Source organism: Chryseobacterium sp. MP_3.2, assembly GCF_035984805.1.
Lineage (GTDB): Bacteria > Bacteroidota > Bacteroidia > Flavobacteriales > Weeksellaceae > Kaistella.
On record NZ_JAXCHW010000001.1, the window covers coordinates 511,817 to 527,719 of the forward strand.

At 36.6% G+C, this 15,903-nt stretch carries 16 protein-coding genes; 11 read left to right on the plus strand and 5 right to left on the minus strand.

The window, feature by feature from the left end; genetic code table 11:
- Positions 1–32: 32 nt before the first annotated feature.
- Both RCH13_RS02415 and RCH13_RS02420 read left to right on the plus strand, forming a co-directional pair.
- Positions 33–2,471 carry a DUF5686 family protein gene (locus RCH13_RS02415; protein ID WP_326985611.1) on the plus strand — a complete coding sequence of 813 codons (2,439 nt, stop codon included), beginning with the start codon at positions 33–35 and terminating at the stop codon, positions 2,469–2,471.
- Between the two features lie 50 nt (positions 2,472–2,521).
- The gene (locus RCH13_RS02420; protein ID WP_326985612.1) at positions 2,522–2,710 is read left to right on the plus strand and encodes a hypothetical protein; all 189 of its coding nucleotides are present in this window, start codon (positions 2,522–2,524) and stop codon (positions 2,708–2,710) included.
- Between the two features lie 44 nt (positions 2,711–2,754).
- Here the strand turns inward: RCH13_RS02420 and folP are convergent, their stop codons facing one another.
- A complete protein-coding gene (gene folP, locus RCH13_RS02425; RefSeq protein WP_326985613.1) occupies positions 2,755–3,612 on the minus strand; it encodes a dihydropteroate synthase in 858 nt (285 codons plus the stop codon).
- A gap of 80 nt (positions 3,613–3,692) precedes the next feature.
- Here folP and RCH13_RS02430 point away from each other — a divergent pair, with 80 nt between their 5' ends.
- The 4 genes from RCH13_RS02430 to tpiA are packed head-to-tail and all read left to right on the plus strand — an operon-like array spanning position 3,693 to position 6,571.
- The gene (locus RCH13_RS02430; RefSeq protein WP_326985965.1) at positions 3,693–4,259 is read left to right on the plus strand and encodes a DUF1599 domain-containing protein; all 567 of its coding nucleotides are present in this window, start codon (positions 3,693–3,695) and stop codon (positions 4,257–4,259) included.
- A 59-nt stretch (positions 4,260–4,318) separates the two neighbouring features.
- Positions 4,319–5,416, plus strand: a complete 1,098-nt coding sequence (locus RCH13_RS02435; protein ID WP_326985614.1) for a BT_3928 family protein — start codon at positions 4,319–4,321, stop codon at positions 5,414–5,416.
- On the plus strand, positions 5,416–5,772 hold the full coding sequence (locus RCH13_RS02440) for a tellurite resistance TerB family protein (RefSeq protein ID WP_326985615.1): 357 nt from the start codon (positions 5,416–5,418) through the stop codon (positions 5,770–5,772). Before RCH13_RS02435 ends, RCH13_RS02440 begins: the two co-directional genes overlap by 1 nt.
- Before the next feature lie 37 nt (positions 5,773–5,809).
- Positions 5,810–6,571, plus strand: a complete 762-nt coding sequence (gene tpiA / locus RCH13_RS02445; RefSeq protein ID WP_326985616.1) for a triose-phosphate isomerase — start codon at positions 5,810–5,812, stop codon at positions 6,569–6,571.
- Positions 6,572–6,773: 202 nt separating this feature from the next.
- On the opposite strand, the gene clpP is transcribed toward tpiA, so the two are convergent.
- Complete coding sequence (gene clpP / locus RCH13_RS02450; RefSeq protein ID WP_326985617.1) at positions 6,774–7,466, minus strand: ATP-dependent Clp endopeptidase proteolytic subunit ClpP; 693 nt, start codon at positions 7,464–7,466, stop codon at positions 6,774–6,776.
- Between the two features lie 85 nt (positions 7,467–7,551).
- On the minus strand, positions 7,552–9,477 hold the full coding sequence (dnaG, locus tag RCH13_RS02455; protein ID WP_326985966.1) for a DNA primase: 1,926 nt from the start codon (positions 9,475–9,477) through the stop codon (positions 7,552–7,554).
- 333 nt (positions 9,478–9,810) lie between these two features.
- Between dnaG and RCH13_RS02460 the strand changes: the two genes are divergently transcribed.
- The 5 genes from RCH13_RS02460 to RCH13_RS02480 all read left to right on the plus strand — a co-directional run bounded on the left by RCH13_RS02460 (position 9,811) and on the right by RCH13_RS02480 (position 13,765).
- Positions 9,811–10,815 carry an isoaspartyl peptidase/L-asparaginase family protein gene (locus tag RCH13_RS02460; protein ID WP_326985618.1) on the plus strand — a complete coding sequence of 335 codons (1,005 nt, stop codon included), beginning with the start codon at positions 9,811–9,813 and terminating at the stop codon, positions 10,813–10,815.
- Between the two features lie 5 nt (positions 10,816–10,820).
- Complete coding sequence (gene tsaE, locus RCH13_RS02465) at positions 10,821–11,228, plus strand: tRNA (adenosine(37)-N6)-threonylcarbamoyltransferase complex ATPase subunit type 1 TsaE (RefSeq protein ID WP_326985619.1); 408 nt, start codon at positions 10,821–10,823, stop codon at positions 11,226–11,228.
- Positions 11,229–11,318: 90 nt separating this feature from the next.
- Positions 11,319–12,512, plus strand: coding sequence for an alanine dehydrogenase (locus tag RCH13_RS02470; protein ID WP_326985620.1), 1,194 nt, complete (start codon positions 11,319–11,321; stop codon positions 12,510–12,512).
- Positions 12,513–12,881 (plus strand): hypothetical protein, encoded by a 369-nt coding sequence (locus RCH13_RS02475; protein ID WP_326985621.1) that lies wholly within the window; start codon positions 12,513–12,515, stop codon positions 12,879–12,881.
- 38 nt (positions 12,882–12,919) lie between these two features.
- Complete coding sequence (locus RCH13_RS02480) at positions 12,920–13,765, plus strand: prephenate dehydrogenase (RefSeq protein WP_326985622.1); 846 nt, start codon at positions 12,920–12,922, stop codon at positions 13,763–13,765.
- A 23-nt stretch (positions 13,766–13,788) separates the two neighbouring features.
- Here the strand turns inward: RCH13_RS02480 and RCH13_RS02485 are convergent, their stop codons facing one another.
- Both RCH13_RS02485 and RCH13_RS02490 read right to left on the minus strand, forming a co-directional pair.
- Positions 13,789–14,238 (minus strand): ABA4-like family protein, encoded by a 450-nt coding sequence (locus RCH13_RS02485; protein WP_326985623.1) that lies wholly within the window; start codon positions 14,236–14,238, stop codon positions 13,789–13,791.
- A 244-nt stretch (positions 14,239–14,482) separates the two neighbouring features.
- A complete protein-coding gene (locus RCH13_RS02490; protein ID WP_326985624.1) occupies positions 14,483–15,901 on the minus strand; it encodes an L-serine ammonia-lyase in 1,419 nt (472 codons plus the stop codon).
- Positions 15,902–15,903 lie beyond the last annotated feature (2 nt).

Here is a 15,903-nt window from a genome sequence, read left to right on the forward strand (position 1 = left end):
AAAATCGCTTTTTTTTGAATACTTTTGTAGCTATGAAAAAAATTAGCGCTTTCCTTTTGCTCCTCTTCATTTTTTCGATATCTGCACAGTCCAAAATCACCGTTTTAAAAGCAGGTGAAAGAACGCCAATCGCAGGCGCAACAATTTCTTGTAATGACAAATTACTTGGTAAGACAAATGCTTTAGGAGTTTTGCAATTTCGCACAAGATGCAAAGACGTTAATGTAGAAGCTGCCGGTTATTATCAAGATGACGCCGTGACAGACAAAGTGATGGAGGTTACCTTAACTAAGACCGATCCGAAAACACAGTCGATTGAAGCGGTGGTGATCAACGATAAAAGTGATCCCTTAGCTTTGGAAATTTTGAGAAAAGTGAATGATAACTTTAAAGATAATTCTCCCCAGAGTTTAGATTCTTACTCCTTTAAATCATACGATAAAATAGCTTTAGACATCGATGAAGACAGCATTATGAACTATAATGTTTTTCTTCAGAAAAATTTAGATTCTTTAAAATTACTTCCAGCTTCAGATCTGTCTGAAAAGAAAAAGAAAGATTCTTTGGAAAGTGTAAATGTGATGAAATTAATGGCGGACAGTAAGCTTTTTCTTTGGGAACGAGCTTCGGAATTCACCTATTCTAAGCTGTATGGGGAGAAAATTATCGTTTTAGACAATAGAGTTTCTGGTTTGCAGCAACCCGTTTATGAAATGATGACTTTACGCTCAAACCGGAACAAAATTCCTAGAGAAATTCAAGAAGAAAATAGAGCACTTTACCGGTTCTTCCTCACTGACTCCATTGAAATAGAAGGAAGAAAAAATTACGTCATTAGATTCCGGCAGGTTGATTACAAGGCGGAAGGGAGTAAACGCAGATTTAATGGATATATCTATGTGGACGCCGCTACGTATGGCTTAAAAAAGATAGAAAGTAATAGCAAAAAAAGGAGCGAAGGCTCTATTACAAGTATTTGGATGCCTGTAGAAAATAAATGGTTTCTTAGCAAAGAAAACCTCAAAATTAAAATGGGAAGTACCGCATTTGGGCAGAAAGAAGATGACAAAAATTTGACGAAACAAGAGAGAGATACGCGCAAGAAATTCGGGAATTATATTTTTATAACGGCCAATTATTTTGATGTTCAAACACCAGTTGAGGTTAAGAAAAAAGATTTCTCTGGCTACACCATGGAAGTTCAGAATTCTGATGGAAGTTTACTCGATCAGTTTCGCACAGATCCTTTGACCCAAAGAGAATTAATGACCTACGAAAAGATTGACAGTGTAGGAAAAAAATACAAATTAGATCAGAAATTAAATATTTTCACGGGTTTAATTAAAGGCAATCTTCGCGTTGGAATGGTAGATTTTGATGCCTCAAAAATTATCAGCTACAATCAGTATGAAGGTCTTCGCTTAGGCGCGGCAGGTAAATTAAATGAAAAATTCAACCGCTACATATCCCCCGATGCCTATTTCGCGTATGGGTTTAAAGATCACACCTGGAAATTTGGCGCTGGTGTTGACGTAAAAACCACACTAAAGAAAAACTCCTTTTTCCGTGCAGAATATTATAATGACGTAGTAGCAGCCGGAAGATTTAGTGAAAATCTTTGGAATTTTAAGATGAAAATTATGAATTCTGGAGTAGATCTGAAAAATGATGTTTTCTACGCTTATCAAGGTTTTAAAGTCTCTTATGAAAATGATTTGACAAACACATTCACCGTTAATGTTTCTGCCAAAAGAGATCAGGAAACCGCAAAATTTAATTACAACTTTATGAACTTAGGTTCTCAATTTGACAACTTTGCAACTAAGATTACCTTGAAATATTCGCCCACCTCTAAAAACATCATGACGCCATCCGGAAAATTCACCTATGAACAAAATTATCCGGAGTTTTATTTCAATTATGAGCAGGGTTTAAAAACTTTTGGAGGCGATTTAAACTACAGCAAGTTTGATGTTTTAGCACTCCACAATTTCAAAACAAAATTGGGCGTTACTGGCGTTCGTGCTTATGCTGGAATCACAACGGGCGAAACCCCGATTTGGCATAATTTCACCATGAATGGTTTAGCAGGTGGAGATAATTCGCTGAATTATAACTTAACTTCTTACCTTGGTTTTGCGACGATGGAAGGTGGAAAATATTACAATGATAAATTTTTCGGATACTATTTTACGCATCGAATTCCCTATTATTTTAGAACATTCGGAAAACAAATCTCCAGTTTCGATTTAATTTACCGAGGAATTACGGGCGACATGAAAAATCCAGAATTCCATAATTTCGAATTTCAAAAGTTGGATCATTTGTACCAAGAAATTGGTTTAGAAAGTAATAACTTTTTGGGCAGTCCCTTTAATTTAGGCTTTTTCTACCGCGTTGGACATTATTCCACGGATGTTTTCAAAGACAATTTCGCCATTCAACTTAAACTCAACTTTTTAGGATTTTAAAGATGAAAACAATTCAGATAAAAGCAGCCCAATTTTTTGAATTATTGAAAATGAAAGACTGTTTCATGTGGGAAATTTTTGCGCAGATGATTGATGGCGAAGAAAAGGAAATGATTTTTCTGGATGAAGAAGAAAAGATTTTGTTCACCTATATTTTACCAATCAATATTGAAAAACTTGAAGAAGATCGTACGCAGTTTTCAAAGGAATATGCTGACAAATTATCTAGTTTAAATTAATAATAAATCGTAAAAAGCTGCTTAATCAACTACTTGGTAGAAAATTAGAGTTTTAGAAATTCATCCACCACTTTTTTAGTTTCCGCCACATCATGCACCCGTAAAATTCTCGCCCCTTTTTCCAAAAGTTGAAGGTGAAATTTTTGAGTTTCTACATTGATTTCTGTGGGAAGTTTTCCTAAAGATTTGTAAATAAAAGATTTTCGGGAAATCCCGGCTAACAAAGGTTGCTTTCCAAACCCGAAAAACTGAAATTCATCAATCATCTGAAACTGCTGCTCCACTGTTTTTCCAAAGCCAAATCCGGGATCTAAAATAACATCTTTTACTCCGAGCGCAAATAACTCCTTCAATTTTACGGAGAAATAATAATTAATTTTCAAAATTAATTCTTCCGAAATCAATTTATCGTGCATGGAATCGTAAGTTGGATTAACGTGCATTAAAATGTAGGGAAGTTCCACTTCTGCTACCGTTTGAAACATTTGCTTATCAAAATTCCCACCCGAAATATCATTGATCATATCAATTCCTTCCTCAAAACCAAATCTCACCACCTCGCTATAAAAAGTGTCTATGGAAATCAATATTTCCGAAAATTCTTTTTTTACGTTTGAAATTAATTTTCCAAGACGAGTAATTTCTTCTTTCGCCGTTAAGAATTCTGCATTTGGTCGCGTAGATTGTGCACCTATATCAATAATTGCAGCACCTTCTTTCACCATTTTTTCCACCTGATGAAGCGCTTTATTTACCTCAAAAAATCGGCCTCCATCTGAAAAAGAATCTGGCGTGATATTAAGAATCCCCATCACTTTTGGCGTAGAAAGATCCAAAATTTTTCCACGGCAATTGATTGAGTGAAAATACAAGGCTTGAGCAAGTTTTTTTTCCTGATTCATTACACAAAAATACGTTTTAAAGGCGCATGCAGAAGAAACTCTCAAGCAAAATTGTTATCTTTGAGAAGTTTAGAAATTTTATGCAGAAAACATCAAAACAATTTGATCAAATCATCAGTGAATGCCGAGAATTATTCCGTAAAAAACTCACGGATTACGGTGCTTCCTTTCGCGTTTTGCGCACACCGTCTTTAACAGATCAAATTCTTATCAAAGTGAGAAGTTTGCGGAACTTTCAAATATCAGGAACTTCCAAAGTTGGCGAGTCTGAAGAGGAAAACTTTATTGCCATTGTGAACTACTCTATCATTGGGCTAATTCAGCTAGAGAAAGGTTTTGCAGACGATTTCAATCAGGATAAAGAAGAAATTATAGATTTGTATGATCGATTCGCTGCTGAAGCAAAAGCGCTCATGGACAAAAAAAATCACGATTATGGAGAAGCTTGGCGAGACATGCGCATTTCTTCTATCACGGATTTAATTTATCAGAAAGTACTGCGGACGAAACAAATTGAAGACAATGCTGGTGCAACTTTAGTGTCTGAAGGTATTGATGCCAATTATTTTGACATGCTGAATTATGCGGTATTCTGCCTCATCAAATTTTCGGAAGAAAAAAGTCATTTCAAACCCACTTTGATTTAATACATCAAAAAAACAGTCTTTAAAAACTAATTTTTTAATCCACGGATAACCAAAGCTTTATGAAATTAATATTAAGAATTATTGTTGGAGTCATATTCATAGTTTCTGGCTTTGTGAAAGGTGTAGATGTGGTTGGATTTTCCTTCAAATTAGAAGAATACTTCTCCCCTTCCGTTTTTAATATTCCGTTTTTAGAAAATATTGCTTTACCGATCGCCATATTTGTAGTGGCGGTAGAATTGATTCTAGGATTTATGCTTTTGCTTAGAATAAGATTGGAAAATACGTTGTACGCGCTCATTGCACTCTGCATATTTTTTGCGTTTCTCACTTTTTATTCGGCTTATTTTAACAAAGTTACAGATTGTGGATGTTTCGGGGATGCCATCACGTTTACTCCTTGGCAAAGCTTTACAAAAGATATTATATTACTCGTGGGATTAGTGATCATCTGGTTTTTATATCGAAATGAATTTAATATCCTGCAGCATAAAAATTCCTCAAAATTTGTAATCTTGACCGTTTTCGTGGTTGCAATGGCGACAATTATTGGGTACGGAATTATGCATGAACCCCTCATTGATTTTCGGGATTATAAAATTGGAACTGATCTTAATGCGGAGAAAGCGAAAATTGAAAAAAACCCCTCTTCTTACAAGACCTATTATTCCATGAAAAATGCTAAGACTGGAGAAGTTTTAGAAGTGAATCAAGATGATTACGTCAACGAAAAAAAATACTGGGAAGAAGATTCGCCCTGGAAAATTGAAGAAGGCAAGACTGCTTCAAAAATGGTAAAAGAAGGTTATGCCTCTGAGATTTCTAAATTTAAACCAGAAAGTCTGGAAGGAAATGACTTGACTGACAAAATTTTAGCTGCACCAAAAGCAGTCCTCATTTTTGTCTACCATCCAGAACTTGTAGATCAAGAGTTATTAGCGAAAACAGAGGCCGCAATTAAGGCCGAACAAGGCGTGCTTACCTTAGGCGTTTCTACCTTACCCACCACTTTTAAAACCATTGAAAACGCTATGATGGATGGAACTGCCATTAAAACAATAGCGAGAAGTAATCCATTTGTACTTACTTTAGAAAAGGGGAAAATAACAGATAAAAGATCTGCAGAGGACTATATAAAACTTAAAAATAAAAGATAATGTATCAAAAAAAATCAAATAAATCAATTGCAGGGTATCACCTATTGATGATTTTATCAGCCGTGGACGAAGAATTTTCTCCAGAAGAAGGAATGCTTATTCAGCAATATTTAGCCGACGAATTTCCATTTAAAATGAATTTGGATGACGAACTGGATATCATCGCCATGCTTAAACCAGAAGATTGGAAAACGCATTTTGAATTTCACGCGCAATGTTTCTTAGATGACTCTACGAAAGAAGAGAGAATGTCTTTCAAAAAATTTGCAAAAACACTCATTAAAGCTGATGAAGAGGTGTCAGAATCTGAACATGATTATTATGAAATGTTAAAAACAATCTGGAAATTAGACTAATTAACCTTCAAAAAGTATAAATCTAAATCTAAAAACTATGAGAAAAAATATCGTCGCGGGAAACTGGAAAATGAATAAAAATGTTTTTGAAGCACAGCAATTCATGTTTCAACTGCTTGACTATAAAAGAAATAATGCTACGAATTGCGAAGTGTACATTGCACCACCCGCACTGTATCTAATGATGGCGAAAGATTTATACAAAGCGAATGAAATTGGAATTTTTTCCCAAGATATGAGTGAACATGGAAGTGGCGCATACACGGGAGAAATTTCGGCAGGAATGCTGGAATCGATTGGTGCAACTGGCGCATTGATTGGTCATTCTGAACGCCGACAATATCACGGTGAAACGGATTCTCACTGCAACAGGAAAATCAAATTAGCTTTAGACAAAGGCTTAACTCCTATTTACTGCAATGGAGAAACTTTGGAGCAAAGAAAATCTGGAAAGCATCTAGAGGTCGTAAAAAACCAAACAGAAGTGGCACTATTTACCCTTTCTGCGGCAGAAATTAAGAAAGTGGTGATTGCTTATGAACCAGTTTGGGCCATTGGAACAGGCGAGACTGCAAGTCCCGACCAAGCGCAAGAAATTCATGCACACATTAGAAATTTAATTGCGGATAAATATGGGAAAGATGTTGCGGATGAAATTTCCATTTTATACGGCGGTTCTGTAAAACCCGAAAACGCGAAAGAAATTTTCTCTAAACCCGACATTGATGGCGGTTTAATTGGTGGAGCTGCACTTAATATCGTAGATTTTTCTAAAATTATTGAGGGGTTTAATGTATGATGATAGATGTATGATGATGGATGTATGATGATGGATGTCTGATGATGGATGTCTGATGATGGATGTCTGATGTTGAATTATTATTTCGATCTGAGATTTAGAGTTTTTAAAAAAATTTCAAAACAAAAGATGCGCGGAAACTTTGTTTCCGCGCATCTTTAATATAGAGCATTTGTACATCATACTTCGTACTTTGGACAATCTACTTTTCCTTCGTATCCTTTTTTCTTTCCAAAACTTCATCCACCATGCCGTAATCTTTGGCTTCAGAAGAAGTCATCCAGTAATCTCTGTCTGAGGCTTTTTCCACCCATTCATAAGTTTGTCCGGAATGTTCAGAAATAATATCGTACAATTCTTTTTTCAGTTTCAACATTTCTCTCAAGTTAATTTCCATATCAGAAGCAACTCCTTGTGCGCCACCCGAAGGTTGGTGAATCATCACTCGAGAATGTTTCAAAGCAGAACGTTTACCTTTTTCTCCTGCTACCAAAAGAACGGCACCCATAGACGCTGCGATTCCAGTGCAAATTGTCGCCACATCTGGTTTGATGATTTGCATCGTGTCATAAATTCCTAGTCCAGCATAAACACTACCTCCTGGAGAGTTAATGTAAATCTGAATATCCTTAGAAGAATCAGAACTTTCTAAGAAAAGCAACTGAGCCGTCACAATATTGGCAACTTGGTCATCAATTCCAGTTCCCAAGAAAATAATTCGGTCCATCATCAATCGGGAGAATACGTCCATTTGAGCCACGTTCAAACGTCTTTCTTCCATAATATAAGGAGTCAAATTGTTTGGTCCGTACATTCCCATATATTGGTCTGTCGCGAGTCCACTATTTCCTAAATGCTTCACAGAGAAGTCTCTAAAATCTTTTTTAATATCCATTATAATTTTTTTACTATTTAAATCTTTTATTTTCTATTTATAAGATACACAAACAATATTCCACTGAGAAAAATCCGCCAAAGTGTCAGAGAACACGGAATAATTTCGCATCAATTTCATGTTTTAACTGGTTCAGATTTATTATTTTTCTATACGTTTCGTCATTATTGGAAGATTCGCTTAAATCCTTTTTCATGTCTTGAATCAGCTGCATAATATATTCCCTTTTGTGTCGGTAAATTACGTCTTCAACAATTTTCGGAATCACTTCCTCCTCTTTCATAAAGAAAATCTGATGTTTTTCCCAGTTGCTTGTTTCATGTTCATCTACCAAAGCATCTGCAATTTTACCAGAAATGTTTTCGTCCATTAAAGTTAAGAAAAAAGCACCTGCACGAAGCTCATTATTTTCAATACCCTGTTTAATTTCGTCAATAATTTTTTGATTCAGCACAGATTGTATTTCGCAGGAATCTTCTTCTAAATGTCCGATAATCTCTTCTATCACTGTAATCTGATAGGTGTTGTTTTCTAGATCAGTGCGCTCCAAAATTCTGTCTCCATACTTTAGCATCAGTTCCACCAATTTTTCCTCTAACATCAAGAGTGGATTGATGGCGCTGAAAACATCCGCAACTTTCTCCAGTTTTACGGGCGCTTTTATTTCTGTTCGCTGTGGCGGAGCATTTCTATTTTGCAGGAGTTGTTTCTGAACATTAAGTTCATTAAATAAAGACTGTTCAGAAAGTCCAAATTTGGTAGAAACTTCCTTCAAATAAACTTCTTGTTTCAAAGCATTCTGAACAAAAGCCACCGATTTTACAATATCGCGAATAGATTCCGCCTTTTTTATGGGATCACTTCCCGCTTCCTTCAGCAAAATTTCAGCCTTGAAATCGATAAAATCTTGAGCTTCATTTTTGATGAAATTTTCTACATAATCTTGCGGATGTTTTCGCGCAAAAGAATCGGGATCGTCACCATCTGGAAAAAGCAAAATCCTAATATTCATGGACTCAGAAAGCAACATATCAATGCTTCTAAAACTCGCTTTAATTCCCGCAGAGTCGCCGTCAAAAAGAATGGTAACATTTTCCGTGAGGCGTTTGATCAATTTAATCTGCTCCACGGTCAGGGCTGTTCCAGAGCTGGAAACTACATTTTCAATTCCACTTTGATGCAGCGCAATCACGTCCATATAACCTTCTACCAAAAGACAGAGATTATTTTTGGAAATGGCCTGTTTGCTCTGATTTAAACCATATAAAACCTGCGATTTATGATAAATTTCCGTTTCCGGGGAATTCAGATATTTTGCAGTTTTTATATTATTTTTTAAAATTCGCGCACCAAATCCCAAGACGCGACCAGAAAAACTGTGGATGGGAAATAAAACCCGCTCCCGAAAACGATCAATTCCATTCGGTGCGTTTTCTGGAAAAATCGAAAGTCCAGATTTTTCAATAATCTCTTTAGAATATCCTTTCTCCAACGCATATTCTGTAAAACCATTTCTCTGCTCCGGCGAGTAACCCAACTGAAATTTGCGGATAACTTCATCCCGCAATTCTCTCTCCTTAAAATAAGAATAAGCGATGGATTGACCTTCTTCCGTTTCCCAAAGCTGATTTTGAAAAAAATCATTGGCAATTTCGTGGATTTTATAAAGCAATTCCTTATCGGTTTGCGACTGCTTTTCTTCCTCCGTAAGTTCACGTTTATCCTCTTCTATTTCAATTCCATATTTTTTCGCAGCATGCCGAAGTGCTTCTGGATAAGTAAAATTCTCAATTTCCATCAGGAAAGAAATGGCAGTACCGCCCTTTCCACTAGAGAAATCTTTCCAAATTTGCTTACTGGGCGAAACCACAAAACTGGCCGTTTTTTCATCGTGAAATGGACTTAATCCTTTAAAATTGGAGCCCGCCCGCTTCAGTTGCACATATTCGCCGATAATTTCTTCTACCCTTATGGTAGAAAATATTTTATCGATGGTTTGCTTCGTAATCATGGCGTAAAAATAGGGAAAAGGTTTGTGATTAGAAGAGAAATTTGGGCGTAACCCTCTCCAAAACTTACAAACATTCTGCAAAACTTTCCCACAGCTTGGGTCGGGCTTTTCACTGCAAGTCCTCATTCAAGCATGTCTTTACAGACAACCTTTCATTCCGGGCTTTCCGCTGCAATCCCTTACGTAGAACAGAGACCATTTTAAACCTTGAATGTTGAATTGAATTCCCTCAAAAAAATTCATCACAACCATCATCAATCATCAAACATCCAACACCTAACATCTTTTTCCAATTTTTTTTTCGATAAATTTGACTCCTTAATATTTGACATCATGAAAAAACTTTTCCTTTTCGCCGCTCTATCCTTTTCCACTCTTATTTTTTCTCAAAAAAAATATGTTCTTGTCATTCACGGTGGCGCGGGAACCATCACCAAAGCAAGCATGACGCCTGAAAAGGAGAAAGCTTACACGCAAAAACTTAAAGAAGCTTTGAAAGCAGGATATTCCGAAATCAAAAAAGGAAATTCCTCCGTTGAAGCAGTTGCCGCTTCCATTGTAATTTTAGAAGATTCCCCCCTATTCAATGCCGGTAAAGGCGCAGTTTTTACAGCGGATGGAAAAAATGATCTCGATGCCTCCATTATGAATGGAAAAGACAAATCTGCAGGTGCCATTTCTGGTGTTCATACCATTAAAAATCCTATTAAAGCTGCCATTGCAGTCATGGAAAAATCGCCACACGTCATGCTTTCTGGTCTTGGTGCAGAACAGTTTGCAGCAGAACAAAAATTAGAATTGGTGAATCCCGAATATTTTTGGACCATAGAAAGATGGGACGGTTTGCAAAAACTCAAAAAGAAAGAAACCGAGAAAAAGATCGGACAAAATATGAAAAATGAGATTCTGAAATCTTATGAAATAGATCAAAAATTTGGAACAGTTGGAGCCGTCGCTTTAGATAAAAACGGAAATATCGCAGCCGGAACTTCTACGGGTGGTATGACGAATAAAAAATGGAACAGAATCGGCGACGCACCAATTATCGGCGCAGGAACTTATGCAGATTCTTTGGTAGGAATTTCTTGTACCGGTTGGGGTGAATATTTCATTCGTGCTACAGCAGCGAGAACAATCGCCGCGAAAATGGAATACCAAAATAAAGATATAAAAACGGCGTCCCAAGAAACCATTGACGAAATAGAAAAATTAGGCGGAGATGGAGGTTTAATCGCACTGGATAAAAACGGAAATATTGCCATGCCTTTTAATACATCGGGAATGTATCGTGGTGCGGTTACTGAAAATGGAGAAATTGAGATTGAAATTTATAAATAACGAACATGACATTTAAAATTAATAAAGTTGAAGACTGGAATCAGGTGGTTGCAGAAATTTTACCGAAACTGGTCCATCCTATTCTATTATTGAAAGGAAATCTTGGCGCGGGTAAGACCACTTTTACGCAGTTTCTTTTAAAAAGATTAGGCACGTCAGATGAAGTATCCTCTCCAACTTATTCCATCGTGAATGAATACCACACGGAAAAAGGAATTGTCTTTCATTTTGATTTATACCGTCTAAAAAACATCCAGGAAGTCCATGATATCGGGATGGAAGAATATTTAGACCATTCCCATTTATGCATCATTGAATGGCCAGAAATTTATGAGGAAGAACTGAGCGATTTTCCACACCACGAAATTAAAATAGAGAATAATCAAACCGAGAGAATCGTGGATTTCCGCTAAATAATCCGCGTTAATTCTTAAATGATTGTATCTTTGCGCTTCAAAATAGCATCTAATCTTTGATCCTTTTTTTAAAGGAAATTTATAATAATGAGCAGTACCAATATTTTTACTCCATTTACCGAAAAGGATTTAATTCCGCAGGAAGAAAAACTGGAGATTATAAAAAGAGGCAAACAATACAGCATCGGAGTTCCGAAAGAAACCTGTTTAAATGAACGCCGAACGTGCATCACCCCAGATGCTGTGCAAGTCTTAATCGCAAACGGCCATCAAATTACCATAGAAGCTGGTGCGGGTGAAGGTTCTTTCTATACAGATTTGCAATATTCTGAATCAGGAGCGAAAATATCCACGGATATTCGGGAGGTTTATGCCCAGGATTTAGTCTTGAAAATAAATCCACCAACCACGGATGAAATCGAGTATTTAAAACCCAATACCTATTTGGTTTCAGCCCTTCAAATCAATTTAAGAGATCGAGAATATTTTATTAAACTTTCTGAAAAGAAAATTAATGCCATCGCTTTTGAATTTATCTTAGATGAATATAAACAACTTTCATTAGTACGATTGATTGGGGAAATTGCCGGAAATATTTCCGTTTTATATGCAGCAGAACTTTTAGCCCTTTCCAATGGTTTAATGTTGGGCGGAATCACGGGAGTTCGACCTTCCGAAGTTGTAGTTTTAGGAGCAGGAATTGTAGGAGAATTCGCGACGAAAGCGGCTTTAGGGTTAGGAGCAAATGTAAAAGTTTTCGACAATTCATTGTCTAAATTGAGAAGACTGCACATGATTATTGACGGTAGAGTTCCAACTTCCATCATAGATCCGAAAGAATTGGCAAAAAGTTTGAGACGCGCCGATGTGGTTATCGGTGCACTTTCTAAACCAAGTTTAGCGCCAATTATCACCGAAGATATGGTGAGGAAAATGAAGAAAGGAAGTGTCATCATTGACGTAACCATTGATAACGGAAAAGTTATTGAGACTTCAGAATTAACCTGCATGGATAATCCTTATGTGGTAAAACATGACGTGATCCATTGCGGTTTGCCGAATCTAACTTCCAAAATGCCGAGAACGACCACGAAAGCCATTTCTAATTTCTTCCTGAGTTATCTTCTGAATTACGATGAAGAAGGTGGTTTTGAAAACATGCTCATCCGTAAAAATGAAATGAAACAATCTTTGTATATGTACAAAGGTCGCCACACTAAAAAATCGGTTTGTGATCGTTTTGATTTAACTTACCACGATATCAATCTTCTAATTTTTTAAATGAGAAAGCTCAAATTCTTTTTAATCGGTCTGATTCCTGGCCTACTTCTCGTATTTTTTATCCTTAATAAAAAGGGCGCAAGTTGCTCCGGTTATTTGCCTAATTCCCGCGTTATTGCAGAAACATTATCTAAAGATATGGTTTATGACGCCGCCTTTTCTGATGCTATGAAGGATTATAAGATTGACGAGAAATTTTTACGCGACAGCATTATTACGGAAGGAAAAGTAGATTTTGAAAAAAGCAACGCCCAAAAAAAGGATTGTCCTGGTTATCTCATCAGTTATCCGGATGAAAATCCACGTTACGAAATTACATTTGATAAATGTGAAGACAATGCCGTTTTTCACACGCTTACAAAATTGTAGTTCTTCCTTTTACTTCTGAATTTCTCAAAATATTTACAATGAAAATTACTCTGATTGGGGTCGGTTTAATCGGCGGTTCTATAGCTTTAAAATTAAAAAATACAGGATTCGCTTCCTTCATTTTTGGTGTTGATCATAGTGAAAATCATTTGGCAGAGGCAAAATCACTCGGAATTATTGATGAGATTTCGACTTTAGAAGCTGCTGTTTCACAATCAGACCTTGTTATTTTGGCCATTCCGGTAGATGCTTCTTCAAAGGTTTTACCAAAGGTTTTGGATTTAGTTAAGGAACATCAAACTGTTTTTGATGTGGGAAGTACCAAATTTGGCATTGTAAATTCTGTAGAAAATCATTTAAATAGAAAGCGTTTTGTCGCGTTTCACCCGATGTGGGGAACGGAAAATTCTGGTCCAAAATCAGCTTTGCTCGAAAGTTTTTCTGGTCGTGCTGCAGTAATTTGCGATCGAAATAATTCTGCAAAAGATGCGGTAGAAGTTGTAGAAAAAGTGATAGAAAATCTCGGTATGCATCTTATAGAAATGTCTGCAGAAGATCATGATATTCACACCGCTTACATTTCCCATATTTCCCATATTACTTCGTATGCTCTTGCTAATACTGTTTTAGAGCGGGAAAAAGAAGAAAATACCATCTTTCAATTGGCGAGTTCTGGTTTTGGCAGCACCGTTCGTTTGGCAAAATCTCACCCAGAAATGTGGGTTCCAATTTTTAAAGAAAACCGCGAAAACGTTTTGGATGTGTTGAACGAGCATATTTCGCAATTGAGAAAATTCAAATCTGCCTTGGAGAAAGAAAACTACGACCTGCTGGAAGACTTAATCCTAAATGCGAACAAAATCAGAGGCATTTTAGAAAAGTAATTTTTTCTGAGATAGGAATAATTTTACGCTTTTTCCACTTTTGATTTGAAAAATTTTGCATGAATAAATTTTAAAATCTGGTAGAAAACAAAACCGAAAGGTCCGAGCATAAAAGTAAAGATCAAACTCGGAATTACAAGCAAATGTGGAATTGAATTTTTTTGGGAATCCTTCAAAATCCAGGTTCCCACGAAAAGATCAAAAGCCAGAAAGTGAAACCAAAATGCGTTTGTTCCCCATTCATCGCTGGAATGTAAGAGTTTCATAATTCCATTCAAAGACGCGAAATCCATAAAATTAATCTTACCAAAAGTGGTTACCACAATAAAGGTGTAAGCAATTCCGAGAACAATTACGACTATAAATTTGTTAATGATCGCTTGAGTAACTTTCCATTTCGGTGCAAAAATCATTAAAATCCAAACAGCAGTTGCTAATTTATTTAAGATTAGGAAAAGCGTTTCGGGTTTCATTTTGAGTTTTTTTTAAATGATTATACTTTTACTAAAATGAGGGCGAACTTCTTTTGAATTTTCTTTATCAAAATAGATTAACTTTCTAGCCCAGATGGAAACAGCATCCTTTTTTGTTATGGCGGTGACGAAATTTTCAAATGAACAAACCACTTTATTCGCCATAACAAAAAAGATAGAGTGGACAGCTGGATGAGTCTTCGAAAAATCTAAAATCTACCTGCTCCAAAAAAATTTTAAAATATTAGCATTCCGCCACATTCACGGCAATTGCTAAACCACCTTCTGAGGTTTCTTTAAATCTTTCGCTCATGCTTTGCGCGGTTTCCCACATGGATTGAATCACCTGGTCCAAAGAAACTTTGGCCTTTGCTGGATCAGATTCGATGGCAATATTAGCGGCTGTAATGGCTTTCATAGCACCCATAGAATTGCGCTCGATGCAGGGAATTTGAACGAGTCCCGCAATGGGATCACACGTCAGACCCAAATGATGTTCCATGGCAATTTCTGCCGCCATTAAAACTTGTCCCGGACTTCCACCCATAATTTCTGTCAATCCTGCTGCAGCCATCGCCGAGGAAACTCCTACTTCAGCTTGACAACCACCCATTGCGGCGGAAATGGTCGCGTTTTTCTTGAATAAAGTTCCAATTTCTCCCGCGACTAAAATAAAGCGGATTATATCTTCATCTGAACAATATTCCGTAAAAGCTTTTGCATACATTAAAACGGCAGGAATTACGCCACTTGCACCGTTTGTAGGCGCAGTAATTATTCTGCCAAAACTTGCATTTTCTTCGTTTACAGCCAAGGCAAAACAAGAAACCCACTTATTGATGTTTGTAAAGGATTCATCTGTATCGATGACCATTTGCAGCCATTCTGCTTTATTTTTGTAAATCTTATCCCCGAGTAATTTTCGATTTAATCCTGCAGCGCGACGCGTTACATTTAAACCTCCGGGAAGAATTCCTTCTTTATTTACGCCTTTGTAAATACATTCTACAATTTGATCCCAAATATAGAGTGCTTCTTTTTCTGTTTCTTCTTTGGTTCGCCAAGATTCTTCATTAAGGTAAACAAGGTCTGAAACGCGCTCCACTTTGGTTTTTGCAATATTTTTAAAAACATCGGCACCAGAATGACAAGGGTATAAAGTTCGCACACATTCATTTTCAAAAGAACTTTGCTCTTGCGTTGCAATAAAACCACCGCCAACAGAATAATAATCCTGCGTGAGTTCTTCTTCGTTTTTAAAAACTGCGCGAAAAATCATTCCATTTGGATGAAAATCGAGGGATTTGCTTTTATTTAAGATTAAGTGTTTTCCGTAAACAAAGGGAATTAAATTTTCGCCACCCAAATTGATTTGGTTTGACGCTTTAATCCCGGCAATTTTCTCATCAATTTTAGCGGTATTGATGAGTTTAAAATTTTCTCCCGAAAGTCCAAGCATCCCTGCAATGTCAGTTCCATGGCCAATTCCGGTTTTAGCCAGAGAGCCAAAAAATTCCACAAAAACTTCCTTTACTTCTGATAAAGGATGGATTTTTTTGATTTGGTTCAAGAAATTTTCGGCGGCGTTCCAAGGTCCCATGGTGTGAGAACTTGAGGGTCCAATTCCCACTTTAATAATTTCAAAAATACTGATTGATTCCATGT

What these genes read in the sequence shown, in the direction of transcription:
- dnaG (WP_326985966.1), bottom strand. Translation starts at nt 9,477, where the DNA reads ATGATTACGAAGCAAACCATCGATAAAATATTTTCTACCATAAGGGTA.
- folP (WP_326985613.1), bottom strand. Translation starts at nt 3,612, where the DNA reads ATGAATCAGGAAAAAAAACTTGCTCAAGCCTTGTATTTTCACTCAATC.
- tsaE (WP_326985619.1), top strand. Translation starts at nt 10,821, where the DNA reads ATGACATTTAAAATTAATAAAGTTGAAGACTGGAATCAGGTGGTTGCA.
- RCH13_RS02415 (WP_326985611.1), top strand. Translation starts at nt 33, where the DNA reads ATGAAAAAAATTAGCGCTTTCCTTTTGCTCCTCTTCATTTTTTCGATA.
- RCH13_RS02460 (WP_326985618.1), top strand. Translation starts at nt 9,811, where the DNA reads ATGAAAAAACTTTTCCTTTTCGCCGCTCTATCCTTTTCCACTCTTATT.
- RCH13_RS02480 (WP_326985622.1), top strand. Translation starts at nt 12,920, where the DNA reads ATGAAAATTACTCTGATTGGGGTCGGTTTAATCGGCGGTTCTATAGCT.
- RCH13_RS02490 (WP_326985624.1), bottom strand. Translation starts at nt 15,901, where the DNA reads ATGGAATCAATCAGTATTTTTGAAATTATTAAAGTGGGAATTGGACCC.
- RCH13_RS02435 (WP_326985614.1), top strand. Translation starts at nt 4,319, where the DNA reads ATGAAATTAATATTAAGAATTATTGTTGGAGTCATATTCATAGTTTCT.
- RCH13_RS02430 (WP_326985965.1), top strand. Translation starts at nt 3,693, where the DNA reads ATGCAGAAAACATCAAAACAATTTGATCAAATCATCAGTGAATGCCGA.
- RCH13_RS02470 (WP_326985620.1), top strand. Translation starts at nt 11,319, where the DNA reads ATGAGCAGTACCAATATTTTTACTCCATTTACCGAAAAGGATTTAATT.
- RCH13_RS02420 (WP_326985612.1), top strand. Translation starts at nt 2,522, where the DNA reads ATGAAAGACTGTTTCATGTGGGAAATTTTTGCGCAGATGATTGATGGC.
- RCH13_RS02440 (WP_326985615.1), top strand. Translation starts at nt 5,416, where the DNA reads ATGTATCAAAAAAAATCAAATAAATCAATTGCAGGGTATCACCTATTG.
- RCH13_RS02485 (WP_326985623.1), bottom strand. Translation starts at nt 14,238, where the DNA reads ATGAAACCCGAAACGCTTTTCCTAATCTTAAATAAATTAGCAACTGCT.
- clpP (WP_326985617.1), bottom strand. Translation starts at nt 7,466, where the DNA reads ATGGATATTAAAAAAGATTTTAGAGACTTCTCTGTGAAGCATTTAGGA.
- RCH13_RS02475 (WP_326985621.1), top strand. Translation starts at nt 12,513, where the DNA reads ATGAGAAAGCTCAAATTCTTTTTAATCGGTCTGATTCCTGGCCTACTT.
- tpiA (WP_326985616.1), top strand. Translation starts at nt 5,810, where the DNA reads ATGAGAAAAAATATCGTCGCGGGAAACTGGAAAATGAATAAAAATGTT.